Below are 16,762 nucleotides of genomic sequence, written 5' to 3'. Positions count from 1 at the left end.
CGCGATTGCAGACGGCGACGCCCGGCACAGCGACTCATCGCGCGCTGACGCGCCAGCACGCGCTCGCGGCGCAGGCGCAGCGGCTCGCGCAGACCAATGCCGAACGCGCGGGGCGCGCGGTGTTCGGCGAAGGCGGTCTGGCGCCGAGGGCAGCGACGGCGCCGCGCGGTCGTGGACCCCAACCGCCCGCGGACGGCGCGCTGGCGGCGCTGCGCGATACCCATCCCGCGGCATGGCGTCGCGTGCTGGAACGTGCGGCACGCCAGATGGAACGGCTGGCGCAGCAGGGCGGCGCCGATTCGCCGTGGCAGGCGCAGGCCGTGCAGCTGCGCGATCTGGCCCGGCAGGCCGCCGCCGATCCGCGCCTGACCCGCGTCGGCGAGAGCGTGGCGGCGATGCGCCAGTGGCGCCAGGCCGAATGGCAGCGGGCCGACGCCCGCATCGCCGAACAGCAGGCCACGCAGGCGTGGCGGCACGCGCAACGCACGCAACGTACCCAACGCGGGCAACGCACAAGCGCAGGCCAGCATGCCGATCGCCAGGACCTGCGCGCGGCAATGAACCAGGCCGCGGCGCGCCATCGAGACGCACGGCGCGCAGCACTGGAGGCGAGGCGAGCGGCTTTCCGCCCAGGCACCGGCGCCATCGATCGGCTGGCCGTGGCCAATCCGCGCGCCGCGGACAGCCTGCTCGCCTGGGCGCAGCGCCAGCAGCGCGCCGACGCGCGGCTGGGCACGGTGTCGCTCGGGCCGGTGCGGCAGCGGATGGAGCGCACGGTCCCGACCGCGCTGCAGGGCGGGCTCGCCAACGCCAGCGGCGACAGCACGCTGACCGTCGCGCAGATCCGCCGTGGGCTGCAGCGCGGCGCGCGCGTGGCGGCGCTGGCCCATGGGGCCTACGCGGCCGCGACGGGCCAGGTCGACGTCTCGCGCGATCCGCGCGAGCTGCGCAAGTACAACCTGCCGGATACCACGCGGATCGACGGCTGGCAGATCACGTTCCGCTCGCGCGACGGGCTGAACTCGATGACGCTCTGGCTCAATATCGGCGGCATCAAGTCGCTGTGGGTCGGCGGCAGCACCACGCCGTTCGCGTTCTCGCGCGACGGCAAGACCACCGTCGGCACGCGCGACGGCGTCAATATTCTGGAGGGCGGCGTCGCCTATCGCTTCGGCCTGCCATGGCTGTCGAAGATGGGCATGGCGAGCCTGCGCGTCGGCCACGTCAAGCACAACATCCTGCGCACCAACTTCGCCAACGGCAGGCTGACCGATGTGGACGGGCAGGCCACGTGGTCGTGGCCGGTCACGCCGGTGCTGATGGATGCGACCAATATCGGGCCGCTGCGCTTCTACGGATCGAATACCGCCAACCGCCTGCAGATCGGACAGTACGGCAGCAAGGTCGGGCCGGCGCAGCTGTGGTACCTGAAGGGACCCGACCTGTCGAAGTCCCGCGTCAGCGAGATCGATGCGATCACGCTGAACAAGGAATTCCAGTGGCCGGATCTGCTCGGGTCGTCCGGGCGCGATCGCGCGGCATCGGCCGAGACCACGCATGGCGCCGCGCCGCGCGTCCTGGCCGAGCGGCAGGCCACGGCGCCGGCGATGGAGGCCCCGCATCGCAACCTGTCGCGTCGCGCGGCCGCGGTGCTGGCGGGCTACCACCAGGTGGCGCCGGGCGACACGCTATGGGACATCGCGCGCAGCCATCGCGACACGCTGCTGGATGGCGACGGCGGGGTGGGTGCCGTGCCCGGCGGCAACATCGCGCAGACCAGCCGGGCGCTCGATCACCTGCTGCAGCTCAATGCCTCGATCGGGGATCCCGACCGCATCGTGCCCGGCTGGCTGGTCGATATCGCACTGCCGCAAACCAGCCAGGGCTGACAACGGCGCGGAGGTTCCCGTCCTACGAAGGCTCGGTGATGGCAAGGCGCGCCGCCCGCGGTACGCTACGCCATCTTCACGACGGCGTTGTCGCCGACCACGTTGTCGTCCCCGCGAAGGCGGACCCAGCGGCTTTCGAACGACGGCGTTGTCGTCCCCGCGAAGGCGGGGACCCAGTGGCGTTTAAAGACGCTGGATTCCCGCGTTCGCGGGAATGACGTGTTGCGACCGATCCTTTTCTCATGCCCGACCACCAATCCTCCCTCGTCCCTGCATGGCGACGTCCTCGCGGCGCGCTGCTGGCGGCCTTGGTCACGCTCACCATGGCGCCCGCCGCCCATGCCCAACTGGTTCCGGTCGAGCGTTCGATCCTGATCCATCGCACGCCGCAGCAGGTGTGGGCGCAGGCCGGCGACTACTGTGCGATCTCCAAATGGGACAGCGCGTTGCGTTCGTGCAGCGTGGTGCTGGGCGACGGCTCGCCGGGTACCGTCCGTCGTGCCGAGCGCAAGAACGGCGGGCCGCCGGTGGTCGACGTGCTGGTCGATCGCGGGCCGTACTCGTACGTCTACCGCAAGCTGTCGAACCATACGCGCGGGCGACTGCAGGTAAGTCCCGGTCCCGATGCGGGCACCGCCGTGGTAACGTGGCAGATGTGGCTCGACCCGCTGTCCGTGCCCGCCGGCCCGCGTGCGGAGTATCCGCAGGCGCTGGGCAACGAAATGCAGGCGGCGCTGGGCCGCATCAAGGTGCTGGCCGAACAGCCGGTCGACAAGGCGCCAGCCTATCCGGTGCGCGAGTCCGCCGACGCGGCGCGTCCGTCGACGCAGGGAAGTTGAGCGGGAGCCGCGCTCGCTGCGGAGCGGGTTTTGCCGTCGTTCCCGCGCAGGCGGGGGCCCAGTGTCTTTTCGCGAAGGCACCGGCAGGCTTGAAGCCGCTGAGTCCCCGCCTGCGCGGGGACGACATGGCAGCGTGCCTTGGCCTCGTCCCTGACTCCAATCCCTGTCGACATGAACCTGCGCTTTCTCGAGACGTTCGTCTGGGTCGCCCGTTTGCGAAGCTTCCGGCTGACCGCGGAAAAACTGTTCACCACCCAGGCCTCGATTTCCAGCCGCATCGCCGTGCTGGAGGAAGACCTCGGCGTCAAGCTGTTCCTGCGCGACTCGCGCGGCGTATCGCTGACCCCGCAGGGCCAGCAGGTGCTCGAATATGCCGAGCGCATGGTCAACACGATGCATCGGCTGCGCCAATCGATCGATTCCACGCGCGTCAGCGAAGGGCGATTGCGCATCGGTGCGATGGATTCGGTCATCCATACCTGGCTGTCGTCGGTGGTCCGCCGCGTGATGGAAGCCTACCCGGCGCTGGAAATCGAGCTGACCGCCGATGCCGCGCTGAACCTGTGCGACCAGCTGCAGAAGGGCTATCTCGACATCATCTTCCAGACCGACCTGCTGCGCGTGGAGACCGTGCGCAATATCGAGCTGGCCAAGTATCCGATCCGCTGGATCGTCGCCAAGGGCTCGGCCTATGACCGGCCGTATCGCTCGCTGGACGACCTCGCCGGCGAACGCGTGATTACCTTCGTCAAGAACTCGCGCCCGCATCAGGACATCCTCAGCCTGTTCCACCTGAACGGCGTGGAGTCCCCACGCATCAGCTGCGTCAATTCGGTCGCGGCGATGACGCGGCTGATCGGCGAGGGTTTCGGCATCGGCGCGGTGCCGCCGGTGCTGGTGCGCCGCGAACTGGAGGATGGCACGCTGACCATCGTCGACATCGACAGCCACCCGCCGTCGCTGGACATCGTCGCATCGTGGCGCACCGGCGCGGGGCTGGAACTGTCGGAGTCGGTGATCGCGCTGACGGTCGGCGTGGTGGCCGCGTTCTGCGCGGAAGCGGGCGAGGACAAGGCGATGCCGATGGCCAATGTCGCCGCGCAGAACGGCGGCGGCGAGACCGGCGGCCATACGGACCACAACACGGACCACGATACGCACCACGATACGCACCACGATACGCACCACGATACGCACCACGATACGGACCGCGACGCCTGACGGCGGCCGTCTCGGGTCCCGAAGGCAAGCATCGCTTGCCTTCGTCATCGAAAAGCCTTATCGCGCTGCATCCAAAAGATTTGTTGGACAGTGCATCGGCGCGGCGTCCAGAATCGTTGCACACCTCGCGACAGCGCGCGTTTCGTGCCAGATTGCCGGCAAACGTTGTCGTCCCCGCGAAAGCGGGGACCCAGTGGCTTTCAAAGACGCTGGGTTCCCGCCTTCGCGGGAACGACATGGAAGGTCCACGACCTTGTGGCAAGTTGGTGCGTTGCGCTCGCGTGCACGACTCCACGCCGACCACCATGAACCTGCCCCTCCAGCAAGCCAACGGGCTGTTGCCCGAAGACCCCGCCGCGCTGCGCGCGCTGATCCGCTCGGGCCGTTATCGCGGCCATACCAGCGGGCTCGCCAGGGGTTATGTCCAGGCCAATATCGTGATCCTGTCGCGCGACTGGGCCTATGACTTCCTGCAGTTCTGCGCGCTGAACCGCAAGGCCTGCCCACTGATCGACGTCACGGAACCGGGCGATCCGGTCTTCCGCAATCTCGGCGTCGACGTCGACATCCGCACCGACGTGCCGCTGTATCGCGTCTACCGCAACGGTACCGACTATCAGGAGACCACCGACATCGCCTCGTTGTGGCGCGACGATTTCGTGGCGTTCGCGATCGGCTGCTCGTTCTCGTTCGAGCATGCGCTGCTCGCCGCCAACGTTCCGCTCAAGCACATCAATCTGGGCCGCAACGTGGCGATGTTTCGCACCTCGATCGAGACGCGGCCCGCCGGACGCCTGTCCGGCAAGCTGGTCGTGTCGATGCGTCCGCTGAAGGCGGCCGATGCGATCCTGGCCACCGAGATCACGGCCCGCTATCCCGACGTCCACGGCGCGCCCGTGCATATCGGCGATCCGCGGCTGATCGGCATCGACGACATCGAGGCGCCCGACTACGGCGACGCCGTGCCGGTGGACGAGGACGAGATCCCGGTGTTCTGGGCCTGCGGCGTGACGCCCCAGGCCGTGATCCGCGAAGCGCGGCCGGAAATCTGCATCACCCATGCGCCGGGCTGCATGCTGGTCACCGACCTCGACAACAACCGGCTGTAGACGATTTCGATGACGGGGCGATGACGGCGACGGCCGTCGTTGCCCCTGGCCGCGACGTCAGGCGGCCTTCGACTACGTATTCGCGTAGTTCCATGCCCTCCCGGTGGCCCGCTGCACCGCCAGCCTACGATTCTCCCTAGTTGGTATCGCGCCACACCGGGCAGACAATGGCCTGTCACGCTGGCCGCAGTCCGTCCACGCGTCGCCCGGCGCGTGGCGGCGGGCCCATGCGAGCCGCGCCGTTCGCGTGGCCGCAGCAATGCCCTTGGCGCCCTTGGTGCCCTTAACGCCGTTCGCATCGCCCCCGTTCCTCAGGAGAAGAGCGTCATGCTGGATTTCAAGGACCTGATGCAAGCCCGCGAAGCCATTCTCGCCGCGGCCCGTGCCGCCGCCGAAGCGGCCGCGCGCGCGGCGGCCGAGGAGGCCAGGCGCGCGCAGGCACGGGAGGCCGAGCGGCAGCGCGAGGCGCAGGAAGCGGAAACCGCCCGGCGCAACGAACAGAACAATCAGGCCCAGCAGGCGCAACAGGCCAATCAGGCCCAGCAGGCGAACCAGGCCAATCAGGCGCAGCAGGCCGACCAGAAACAGCAGCCCGACCGCGCGGCGAACAGTCAGCCCGTGGTCACGCCGGCGCTCTACACCCCGCAAACGAATCCTGGCGGCGTGGTCCAGGTCAAGGGTCCAGGCGGCGACAAGCCGGCCACTGATCCCGCGCAGCAGGCGCGCGACAAGGAGCAGGACGAGGCGAAGGGGCACACGGATCGCTGGCACAAGGACGCAAAGGGCGCCTACGACGACAGCGAGACCAGGCGCAATGCCGGCACGATGACCGATGCCGACTGGCAACCGATCGAGCAGAAATACGGCATGGTGATGGCCGGCGCGCAGAACGAGCTGCGGGTGGCCGCCAACCATGCCGCGGCGACGGGCGGCGACGACAAGGCGATCACCGCGGCGGTCGACGCCAAGGCGAAGGAGATCCGCGAGCGCTACAACGATCCGGTGCTCGACCAGAACCTCGACCAGATCAAGGACGGCTTCCTGAAGGCCGAGCCGACGCAGCAGGCCCGCGACACGCAAGGGGCGCGCTTCGAACTGGGGCTCGCCGAGGACCGGCTGGACCAGGCCGAAGCCACGTTGCAGCGCGAGGAGAAGGCGCTGTCCGAGATCCCGATGGGCATCCGCCGTGGCGATCCCGAGAGTGGCAAGGCGGTCAGCGACGCGCGCGCGGCCGTCTACGAGGCGCAGCAGACCCGCGACAAGGCCGAGGAAACCTATCTGGGCACGATGCGCGTCGAGATCGATACGCTGGCCGCGCAGCTTTACAAGAAGGATGCCGATACCCAGCTGGGCAACGTCCGCAACCAGCCGCACGACCGCTCGCAGTCAATGACGGATCGCGGCTACGACCTGACCCAGGCGCAGAATCGCGTCGACGACGCGCAGGCGCAGCTTGACGCGCTGAAGGCTGGCGATGGCGTCAAGGTGCCCGACAGCTACCGGCAGCAGGCCATCACGCAATTGGAGCAGCGCTATGGCAATGACCAGGGCATGCGCACGGTCATCAGTACCGCCGACATGCAGGGCCGCATCGCCGGCGAGATGGAGAACCTGACGCCGGAGACCGATTTCGAACGCGAGCTGGCGAAGACCGATCCGACCACGCTGGCGATGGCGCAGGTGCAGGGCCTGACGCTCGATCCGAAGGCGAAGACGGACCCCAACTCGGCGACGCCGCGCGATCTGTCGCAGCAAGAGCGGAATCTGATGGAGTTCAACCCTGCCGCCTATGTCATGTACAAGTCGCTGGGGGCGGACTACCTTGTCCCCGCCGACAATGCGCCGCCGAACGATCCGACACGCAAGGCCTTCGAGGCCGGCATCAAACAGTCCGGGCTGGTGATGTACGCGTTTACCGAGACGCAGCGGCGCGCCCAGGGTGGAGACGGCATCAGCAAGGAAGACAGTGCCGCCGCGGCAGAAGGGATGCAGCGCATGCTTGGGCTGATGCGCGGTTCGGTGCCGCTGCGCGAAGGCTTTCTGCAGGAAAACCTCAAGCAGAAGCTCGATGCCGGCGACTTCGTCGGCGCGCTGAAGCTGCGCCAGGGCGCGGCCAATGCCGCGCAGACAGAGCAGGAGCGCGAGCGCTATCTCGCCGTGGAGGGCAACCGCTTCGGCAGCGAGGCCTTCCGCGCGCAGATCGAGGCGTCGATGCGCAAGGACCTCGAAGGCAAGACGCACGACGACGACTACAAGCCGATCATTGGCCAGGAGACGATGTACGCCGACCGGGTCGGCCAGTACATGCAGCAGGTCGCGCCTTACCTGACCGAGGAGGATGCCACCACGCTGCTCGACACCGTCAAGAGCGAATACGGCAACGACTGGACCGGCCGCAATGTCGCGCCGGCCGGCGGCAGCTACAACGACTGGAACGACTTCTACCATGGCCTGGCCGCGGTGGTCGACGCCGCCGACGCCGGCTACTACGGACGCAATCCCGGCGCGGAACCGGGCACCGGTCCGGCCGCGACCTCGACCGCCAGCTGGCTGGCCAACGAGGACAACGACGTCTTCACGATGGTGATGCAGAACCAGGTCGGCGGCACGCAGGGACGGATCTATGGCGGCGCGCAGGACGCCGCGGCGAAGGGACACACCAGCCTGTCGCTCGCCTTCGCCAGGGAACTGAAGGACCACGACCGCGCGCCGGCGATGGCCGACTACGACCTGACCCGCGCGATGGATCGGGGCTACGAGGAATACAGCGGCACCGACAAGGCCAAGGAAGACCAGCGGCGCTTCGAACTGGACAAGGACGAGATCCTGCAGGGCACCTTCGATTCGCTGGCGCTGCGCAAGGACGAGCTGACCGTCAAGGCCGGCGACGACAAGGCGCTCGACAATGCCATCGCGCTGGCCGCGCCCAACGCGGATCCGAAGCTGATCAAGGAGCAGCTGGCCGAGGACGCACCGGAAGGCGCCACCATCAAGGTCATTCCGATCTATGTGACCGGGCCCGGCATGTCGCCTTACCAGAGCGCGGTGTTCGAGTTCGTCAAGGACGGCAGGACCCTGTGGGTCGACGACCAGGGCGCGGTCTACGGCAAGGGCGATCAGTCCGCCGAACGCGACTTCCAGGAAAACAACGAGCTGCACGACAAGGGCACCGTCTACCTGGCGAAGGACCTGAGCCTGGGCGCGGACGGCCATGTGAAGTTCGACGACATCGACGCGCATATCGTCACCGGGCGCGAACAGGCGCGCGCCTGGCTCGATATCGGAGTGACGGCGTTGGGCGCCATCGGCGGCGTCGGCGTGATGCTCGCCACCGGGGGGGCGGCGACGCCGCTGGTAGCGGCGGCCTGGAGCGGCATGCTCGGTTCGATGGGATACGGCCTGGCGGTGACGGCGATCGATGCGCAAAACATGGCGGACCACGGCCGCTCGCTCAATCCGTTGGACAACTCGCGCGCGTTCTCGCTGTGGGCCAACGCGTTCGGCTCGGTGGCCGGGATCGGCGGCCTCGGCCTCGGCAAGGGCGCCTCGCTCGCCATACGGGCGTCCGGCGCGCTGGCCAACCGATCCACAGCGCTGACCGCTCGCGCGGCGGCGCTGTCGGACAGGGCGGCCAATCTCGCCGCGAACTCGAACCCGCTCGCAGCCAACGTCGCCGCGCTTGCCGCGAAGACACAACGGGCCGCCACGATGGCGCAGTCGGCTTCGCGCACCCTTGCCGGCACCGCCAGCCGCATGGCGGTCGGCGGCAACGTGCTCAACCTCGGCGCGTTCGGCACAGGGGGCATCCTGACGACGCAGCAGGCGGCCACCTTTGTCCAGCACGGCGACCAGATGTCGCTGACTGAAAAGCTGCAGAACGGCGCGATGCTGCTGATGGGGATGACGCAGATGATGCCGGCGGGCATCCAGATGCGCAGCGCGCGAGCGGTGCACGACGCCACCGTGCGTGTGCTTGGGCGAACCCCGCGCGCGGAGGCCGCCGCGCAGGCATTGGCGCTGCAGACGGCAGTGCAGGCAGGCGAGGGCATCGCCAACGGCCGCGATGGCTCCGAGGCCAGGGTACGGGTGCGGCCAGCCGACGAGGGCACCGCGGGCGGACGCCAGCCGGCGGATACGGCCGGGGCACCGCGCGCCGGCGGTGAGGAGGCGGGCCATTCCTCGGCGACGGCGGGTCGGCCTACCGTGGGGCGCGGGCAGGAGGGGGACGCGCACGGTACGCCGGCCCGGCCGGCGACGGTGCCGTCGGCGGACCCCCAGAGCCAATCCGCCGTCACCACCCGTGCCGGCGATGGTGGCGGGCGCTCCTTCACCCCGCAGAAGTTGGGGGCCTGGCAATCGGTCAAGCTGGCCAGCCGTCTGACCTTCGACGCGGCGGTGGCGCAGGGCGCCCGGCTGCAGGACGGCGTGGTCAATCGGATGATGGACCGGGCGATGCAGCAGGCCGTCACCAGGTACATGCGCGAGGCCGGCGAACGCAGCCGGCACGGCGACGCGCCGCCGGCGGCCAGCCGCACCGGCACCGACAGCCGCAGCCGCAGCCGCCGCCGCGCCGAGGCGCGCGCGGACGCACGCGGCGATGTCCGGCCCAATGTCCGCAGCGCGGTGTTTGCACATGGCGGCGGCGGCCGTGCCGCCGTGCTCGAGGCCGCGCGCGCCGAGCCGTCGATCGTGCTGCAGAACGCGATTTCGCCGCTGGACCGCGTGGCCGGCATGGACGGGCGCCCGATGTCGCTGTCGGTGCCCTATGGCGCCGAGCTGGCGGCGCGGGCGCTGCAAGATGTCGATACGGTGCTGATCGCAACGTCGCCCGCCACGCTGCACGGCGGCGCGGACACGCATGGACCGCTGGGCGCGGCGTCGCTCGGCGCCTACCTGAGCGCGCTGGGCAAGGAGGTGATCTTCGTCACCGACCCTGCGCACGAGGCGCTGCTGGCCGATCTGCTGCAGGGCGAACTGGGTCTGGCCGATGCCCGCATCGAGACCTTCACCGCCACCGATTCGACCGGGGCCGCCCAGCAGGCGCAGGCGCTGCTGGCAAAGTATCGGACCCAGGCCGTGGTCGCGGTCGAGGTGGCCGGCCGCAACCGCGTCGGCGAATACCGGCTGGCCAACGGCGAGCGCCTCGACGGTGCGCCTCGGGTCGACCAGCTGCTGGTCGAGGCCAATGCCAAGGACCTGGTCACCGTGGCGATCGGCGCCGACAGCCATACCGCGGGCATGCGCTCGGCGCTCGAGCGCGCGATGACGTCGCTGCATGTCGAGCCCGCCGATATCGACCAGTGGTCGGCGGTCGGCGCGAGCCATCCGGTGGTCGGCATGAACACCAATCTGGCGGCGCAGGCGGTCGGCTTTGCGCTGCAGCGCGCGTCCGGCAGCGACCACGCGATGCCGACGACCGATCGCGTCGCCGCGATGATCGACCGCATGGCCGCGCTGCACGCGTATGACAGCGTCACGCTGGAGCGCGGCGCGACCAGCATGCGCGGCCTCGACAAGCGCAGCTTCCTGGGGCTGTACGAGCTGCTGCAGGCGCAGGCCAAGCAGTTGCCGGACGGACTGGACCTGGCGCAGATGCTGGACGGCATGCAGCGCCGCTTCGTGCCGAAGGGCGTGGACCCGGAGCAGTTCGGCATCAAGGTGATCGACGACATCATCGAGGTCACCGTATTCGACTCCAGCAACGGCGGCATCCTGGCCGCGATGAACATCGCCCGGCATATCTTCTCGATGACCGGCAAGCGCGTGCAGCTGGTCGCGTACGGCGACCACGCCGCGGGCACCTACGGCGGGCGCGAGCGCGACGACCTGATCCGCCGCGTCAACGACGGTTTGCACGCGATGCACCAGCAACAGGCCGATGCCAACGCGCTCGGCTGCAACACGGCGTGCATCACCTATCCGGAAGGCTGGGCCGGGCTGAGCGAGCGCGATTTCATCAACCTGATCCACACCACCGCCCGCGCGATGGCCGAGGACGGCGGCCGCAATTTTGCGCTGGTCGCCACGCCGGGCACCGTCAACAGCCATGCCTATCGGGATGCGGTGGACGCGCTGCGCACCGGGCAGAACGTGCTGGAGATCGGCGCCAACGAGTGGGCGGCCGCCGTCAACGCGCTGCAGCACCAGGCCAAGGAAGGGCCGGAACTGGTGGCGATCCAGAAGCTGGTCGCCAAGTACATCAACGCCGAGCGGATTCCGCCCGGGACCGAGTCGCTGTGGCTGTGCTGCACGCACTATCCGGCGCTGGCCAGGCTGATCCGCCAGCAGCTCGATGCCAGCGGCCTCGGCCACGTCAAGCTGATCGACCCGATGCAGTATCAGGCCAAGGCGCTGGTCGACCGGCTGATCGAGCGCGGCGTGCTGAAGCAGGACGATTTGCTGCCCGAGCCGATTCCGTTCGAGGAGGTCAGCGCCCAGGACATGCTGCCGCTGCTGGCGGTGACCACGGGCCGCGCCAGCGAGGTCGTGCGGCTCGCTCAAGGCATGACCGAGGATCCACGCGCGCGTGCGTTCGGCGTGCCGGAGTTCAGCGCGAGCACCGATCCGGGCCAGATTCGCGGCATTCTCGATGCCAACCGGATGCCGGCCGCGATCGACGCGATGGTGACAGGCTATACCGGCCGCAATATCGACCGGCTGGCGATTCCAAAGGGGGCGTTGCACGCCGCCGCGGCGATGGCCGATGCCGAACACGTGCTGCTGCTGACCGGCTTCTCGGTGGCCGAGGGCTTGCCCGAAACCGACGGCCCGCCCGGAACCGTGGCGCTGGGCGCGATGCTGCGCGCCGCCGGCAAGCGCGTCAGCTATATCGTCGATTCGGCCAACCAGCCGATCCTCGAAGCGGCGCTGGCAGACATGGGCCAGCCGCTCGATTCCGTCCACGTGTTCGACGAGCATGCGGACAGCAGCTCGCCGGTGGTCCGCGCGATGCTGGAGGAACTGCGGCCCGATCACGTGTCGTCGATCGAACTGCCCGGCCGCACGGCTGCCGGCACCAAGCACAACATGCGCGGGGTCAACCTCGACGATTTCACGCCGGGTATCGATGCGTTCCTGAAGGCGGCGCAGGAGATGGGCATCGGCACCTCCTCGGTCGGCGATGGCGGCAACGAGGCTGGCATGGGCAATGTGGCGGCGTTCGTCCCGCTGGCGCCGGACGGCACGCCGATCGCCTCGGTGGTCCGGACCGACATCCTGGTGACCGCCAGCGTGTCGAACTGGGGCGCCTATGCGATTGGCGCCGCGTTGCTGCGTCAGCTGGGCAAGGCGCATCTGATGCCGACCGAGAACCAGATCCTGTCGGCCATCGAGGCGTCGGTCCACGCCGGTGCGGTCGACGGCGTGTCGCGGCAGCGGGTGGCCACGGTCGATGGCTTCTCCCCGGAGGTCCACCTGGCGGTGTACCGGCTGCTGCGGCAATGGGCCGGCGCCGAGGCCACCACCGGTCCCGGCGCGCCGGTGCCCGCGCTGATGGGCACCGCGATGCCGCGCCGGCAGCCGCGTTCGGTGCTGGAGGACCTGTTCGCGCATGGATTGCGGCGTCCCTTCCATGGTGCGGACGAGGGCGGGCGCGGCAACATCCAGGCCCGCCATGTGCCCGCGATCGTCGATCGCAGCTGGTCGCTGCGCGACGGCGTACCGGGCGACGCGGCCATCGCCACGGTGATCGACAGCGTGCATGCGACCGGCGGCCGGCTGGCCGACGTCAAGTACGTGGCGGTGCGGGACGCCGATGCGGCCAATGCCAGGCCCAAGGTGATCGGCGCCTTCGATTCGCCGCTGCAGGCCGCCGCGCAGCTCGACCGGCAGGCGGCGGTCGGCGTCAAGGTGCGGCTGCAGGTCGTGCCCGCGGCCCAGTACCGCGCCGGCCGCGTGCCGGCCGCCGACGATACGATCGGCACCGTGCCGCTGTCGCGGCGAGACGGCAGCACGGTGCCGGGCGAGATCGCGCTGAACCGAGGCTACGAAGGCGATATCCGCGTGGCGCTGCCGGAGGGCTTTGCCGAGGGCATGCCGCTGGTACGCAACGAAGCGGGCGAGCGGGTCGACGTGCTGCAGCAACTGGGGCATTTCCCGCGGGCCAGGGCGCATCTGGATCTGGCCGCCGAGGCGGGCTACGTCACGTTCGACAACCGCGCGATGCCGATCTCGGTGCCGCAGGTGCCCGGCTATTTCACCGTGCGCGCCGAGGGCGCCTACCAGGGCGTGCGCATGGACATGGACGGCAGCGGCCGTCCCGGCTACGACGCGGCCGCGCTGGCCGACCGGATCCGCTCGCACCCGGACTATCGCGAAGGCATGCCGGTGCTGATCTACGACTGCTTCGGCATGGACGGTCCGCTGCCGCTGGCGCAGCAACTGGCCACCGCGCTGGACGCCCGTGTCTACGCGCCGGACGGCAGGTGGGAGATCCGCGGCTGGCATGACGGCGGCGATACCGTCTTCGGCGGCGCGATGCGGGTCGATGCGAGCCCCGAGGCGATGGCGCAGTCCGATGCGCCCGTGCACAGCCAGGGCGGACGCTTCTACGGCGCCATGCCGGCGCTGCCGATCGTCGGCGTCAGCGAAGGCGGACAGGCGCTGCCGGACAGCGCATTCACGATGCCGCGCGACGATGCGCCGAGGCCGGTGAACGCCGCCCACGACGGCAATGCCATCCACGTCGCCGACCCCGGCGCGTGGCGCGCCGCGGCGCCGCGCCATGCCGATGCGGCGTTCGGCGCCTCGCGGTTGAAGGTGATGGTGCCAGGCGACTACAACGTCGTGCTGGGGCGTTTCGATCGCCAGCGTGGCCTGCTCGACGAGAACGGCGAAGCGGTCGGCGCGCACCGGCTCGCGCTGGAACTTGCCGACGCGGGCAAGAAGGGCGGAGCGGTCGTGCTGGCGCTCGACGGGGGCAGCCAGCATGCGCGGCGTGCCTTCGCGCAGCAGGTGGCGGACGTGATGGGCGTCGACGTGATGCTGCCGGCGGCGGGCTTCAAGCTCGATGCGCTGGAGCCCGCGGATGTCAATGGGGGCAGCCCGCCCCGGCCGGTCCTGAAGCTCGATCAGCAAGACGTGGCTTGGCAAACGCTGCAGCCGCAACCATATCGACATGCCAACCGCGGGTTCGCGGTCGACGGCGTCGACGCGGTGCGCCTGGTCCACGAAGACGGCCGGCAGACGTCCGTCGACTTGGCCTCCTATCTGGGCCCGCGGCTGGGCTCGGGTGCAGTCAAGACCGTGTTTGCGCTGGGCAACAGCCATGCGGTGGGGCTCGGCAACGACAGCATGATCGCCGCCTTCCCGATGGGCGCCGAACGCGAAGCGATGGCGCAGGTCGAGGCGCTGGGCATGCCGGCGCTGCGCATCCATGGCGGCGACGGGGACACGGTGCTCGGCCATCCGGCCATCGTCTATGAACGCTATCTGGCGGGCAGTGCAGACCTGCTCGACGGCAATGGCAATCTGCTGCCGCAGTATGCCGCGCGGATGAACGCGCGGACGCTGCGCGATCTCGATGCGATCGAGCACGGTATCGAGAACGGCGCGGACGGGCGCGGCCTGCTGCTGCAGGACGTGGAGTTTGCATTCTTCGCCGACGGCAGTGTCAAGATCGCCGACGTGATGTCGGTCGAGCCCGGTGGCGGCCTGGCCGCGCATGGGCAGGCGGTGGTGACGGTACTGGCGAAGATGCGCGAGGCCGCGCAGGCCAATGTCGCGCGCGTCGCGACCGATCCGCAGGGCACGGTGCGCTCGGCCACGTTCCGGCATGGCGGCGAGTCCGAGCCGGAGGGGGCGGCATCGCCGGAGCCGAACGAGTCCGGGCAGTCGAGCGAAACGGCCGGCGCCCCGGACACGAGCAACGCCGCCAAGGCGACGCCGAGCGGCAAACCGGCCAGGCCGGTCCCCGAGCCGGAGCAGACCGCGGCCGCCGAGGCGGCTGCCCAGTCCGCCGATCCTGCGAGCGCCGCCAAGCCGGCACAGCCTGCCCGGCCCGATCCCGATGCCGAGCGGCTTGCCGCCGCCGAGGCCGCCAACCAGGCGGCCAACCAGGCCGGCAACCAGGCCGGCAAGCCGGCTCCGGCCAACCCGCAGCCGGCATCGTCGTCACCCACGCCGACGCCGCGCCCGTGGAAGCTGCACGCCACCGTCGCGGCTTCGGTCGGCGGGGCCTTCGCCACCGGCGCCGCGGCGATGCCGTTCATCCCGATGCCTGGCACCGCCGCATCGGTGGTGGTGGCCGGCTCCTGCTTCATCTATCGCGGCGGCATCGCCGCCGGCCGCACCGCCTTCGCCAACCGGGTGATCCGCCGCACCGAGCGGCAGACGCCTGCCGATGTCGCCTGGCTGCGCAAGGCGCTGGCCAGCGACCGCGCCGCGATCTGGGGGATCAGCGAGAACAACCGCAAGGCATTCGACGCGCATATCCAGGTCCTCGAGCGGCATGTCGGCGCGGACACCAACAAGCCGTCGGCGGAGGAAGTTGCAGCCGCCGTGCAGGCGCTGAAGCAGGCCGGCACGGCGCTGCTGACGCCGGACACCGTCGCCGGCCGCATCAATGACGGCCTGCAGATCGGCACGCTGGCGATCAACAACGCCACCACGGTGAACTGGTTCATGCATCACGGCGTGGACCTGGGCAATGTCGCGACGTACAGCAACACGGCGTTCCTGGCGGCCAACGGCGTGCTGGCGAGCTTCAATATCGCCAACCGCATCGGCTACCACGCCAAGGTCAAGCTGCCTGCGCTGCCGGCCGCCCATACGCGCAAGTTCGTGATGAGCATGTATGCGGCCGGCGCGATTCCACTGGCGGTGACGGACGTGATGACGTACGGCGGCGTGGCCGGCGGCCTCGGTGCGGCGAGCCTTGCCACCTTCGGTGTCGGTGCCTTCCTGCAGTCGCGCGTCGAGCGCGGCGTCGCCAACCGGGAGTACAACAAGCTGGCGGCGGACAAGGGCGGCAATATTCAGCTGAAGCCGGACCAGTCGCTGCTGCCCCGCAAATGGGAGTTCTTCGGCCGCGCGATGCCGTATGGGCTGGTGCTGCTGGGCGGCGGCGTGATCGTCAATTTCGGCATGAAGATCCTGCTCGAGACCCTTGGCAGCGACGAGGAAGACCAGCCGGTGAAGCCGCCATCGCCGCCATCGCCGTCCTCGACGCCGTCGGTTCCCTCGACGCAGGACCCGTCGCCGACACGGCCGGCTCCGACCCAGCCGCCGCGGTCGGAAAAACCGTCCGAGGAGCCCAGGCCGCCTGCTACGGAACCGCCGCCGCAACAGCCCGAGCCGTCGCGGCCGCGTCCGCGCAACGGACGCGTGACCGTGCAGCCCTTCCATGCGGGCGTCGAGACGTCGACGCTGTGGGGCATCGCGGCGACGAACCTCGATACGCTGCTGTCCGACGGCCAGAAAGAGGACGCCGAGGCCGAGGCAATGACCGCGGACCAGCAGGTCGCCGCCTACGCGCTGCGCGAGCTGATCAACCTGAATCCGCAGTACAACCTTGCGGAGAACCCCGACCACATCGAGCCGGGGTGGGTGCTGGACGTGACGCGATAAGCGATTACCCAGTCGTCCCCGCGCAGGCGGGGACCCAGCGGCTTGCAAAGACACTGGATTCCCGCTTTCGCGGGAATGACACACAGCCGCTATCACCTGTCGTCCCCGCGCAGGCGGGGACCCAGCGGCTTGCAAAGAC

The 16,762-nt window shown here is 69.7% G+C and carries 5 protein-coding genes; all 5 read left to right on the top strand.

Going from position 1 to position 16,762, the window contains the following annotated elements; genetic code table 11:
- The coding region (locus LRR16_RS06780) for an LWXIA domain-containing protein (RefSeq protein WP_232205270.1) at positions 1-1,889 on the top strand (1,889 nt) is incomplete at its 5' end.
- Positions 1,890-2,212: 323 nt separating this feature from the next.
- Positions 2,213-2,728 carry an SRPBCC family protein gene (locus LRR16_RS06775; protein ID WP_232205269.1) on the top strand — a complete coding sequence of 172 codons (516 nt, stop codon included), beginning with the start codon at positions 2,213-2,215 and terminating at the stop codon, positions 2,726-2,728.
- 171 nt (positions 2,729-2,899) lie between these two features.
- The gene (locus LRR16_RS06770; protein WP_232205268.1) at positions 2,900-3,949 is read left to right on the top strand and encodes a LysR family transcriptional regulator; all 1,050 of its coding nucleotides are present in this window, start codon (positions 2,900-2,902) and stop codon (positions 3,947-3,949) included.
- A gap of 305 nt (positions 3,950-4,254) precedes the next feature.
- Entirely contained in the window at positions 4,255-5,058 is an 804-nt protein-coding gene (locus LRR16_RS06765) for a putative hydro-lyase (protein ID WP_232205267.1), read from the top strand.
- Between the two features lie 327 nt (positions 5,059-5,385).
- Positions 5,386-16,623: an LWXIA domain-containing protein gene (locus LRR16_RS06760; protein ID WP_232205266.1), complete on the top strand. Its 11,238-nt coding sequence runs from the start codon at positions 5,386-5,388 to the stop codon at positions 16,621-16,623.
- Positions 16,624-16,762 lie beyond the last annotated feature (139 nt).

The sequence above is a fragment of the Cupriavidus sp. UGS-1 genome, assembly GCF_021213615.1.
Taxonomy (GTDB): domain Bacteria; phylum Pseudomonadota; class Gammaproteobacteria; order Burkholderiales; family Burkholderiaceae; genus Cupriavidus.
Note: the sequence above shows the minus strand (reverse complement) of the source record. Positions and strands in the feature narration are given on the sequence as shown.

What these genes read in the sequence shown, in the direction of transcription:
- LRR16_RS06775 (WP_232205269.1), top strand. Translation starts at nt 2,213, where the DNA reads ATGGCGCCCGCCGCCCATGCCCAACTGGTTCCGGTCGAGCGTTCGATC.
- LRR16_RS06770 (WP_232205268.1), top strand. Translation starts at nt 2,900, where the DNA reads ATGAACCTGCGCTTTCTCGAGACGTTCGTCTGGGTCGCCCGTTTGCGA.
- LRR16_RS06765 (WP_232205267.1), top strand. Translation starts at nt 4,255, where the DNA reads ATGAACCTGCCCCTCCAGCAAGCCAACGGGCTGTTGCCCGAAGACCCC.
- LRR16_RS06760 (WP_232205266.1), top strand. Translation starts at nt 5,386, where the DNA reads ATGCTGGATTTCAAGGACCTGATGCAAGCCCGCGAAGCCATTCTCGCC.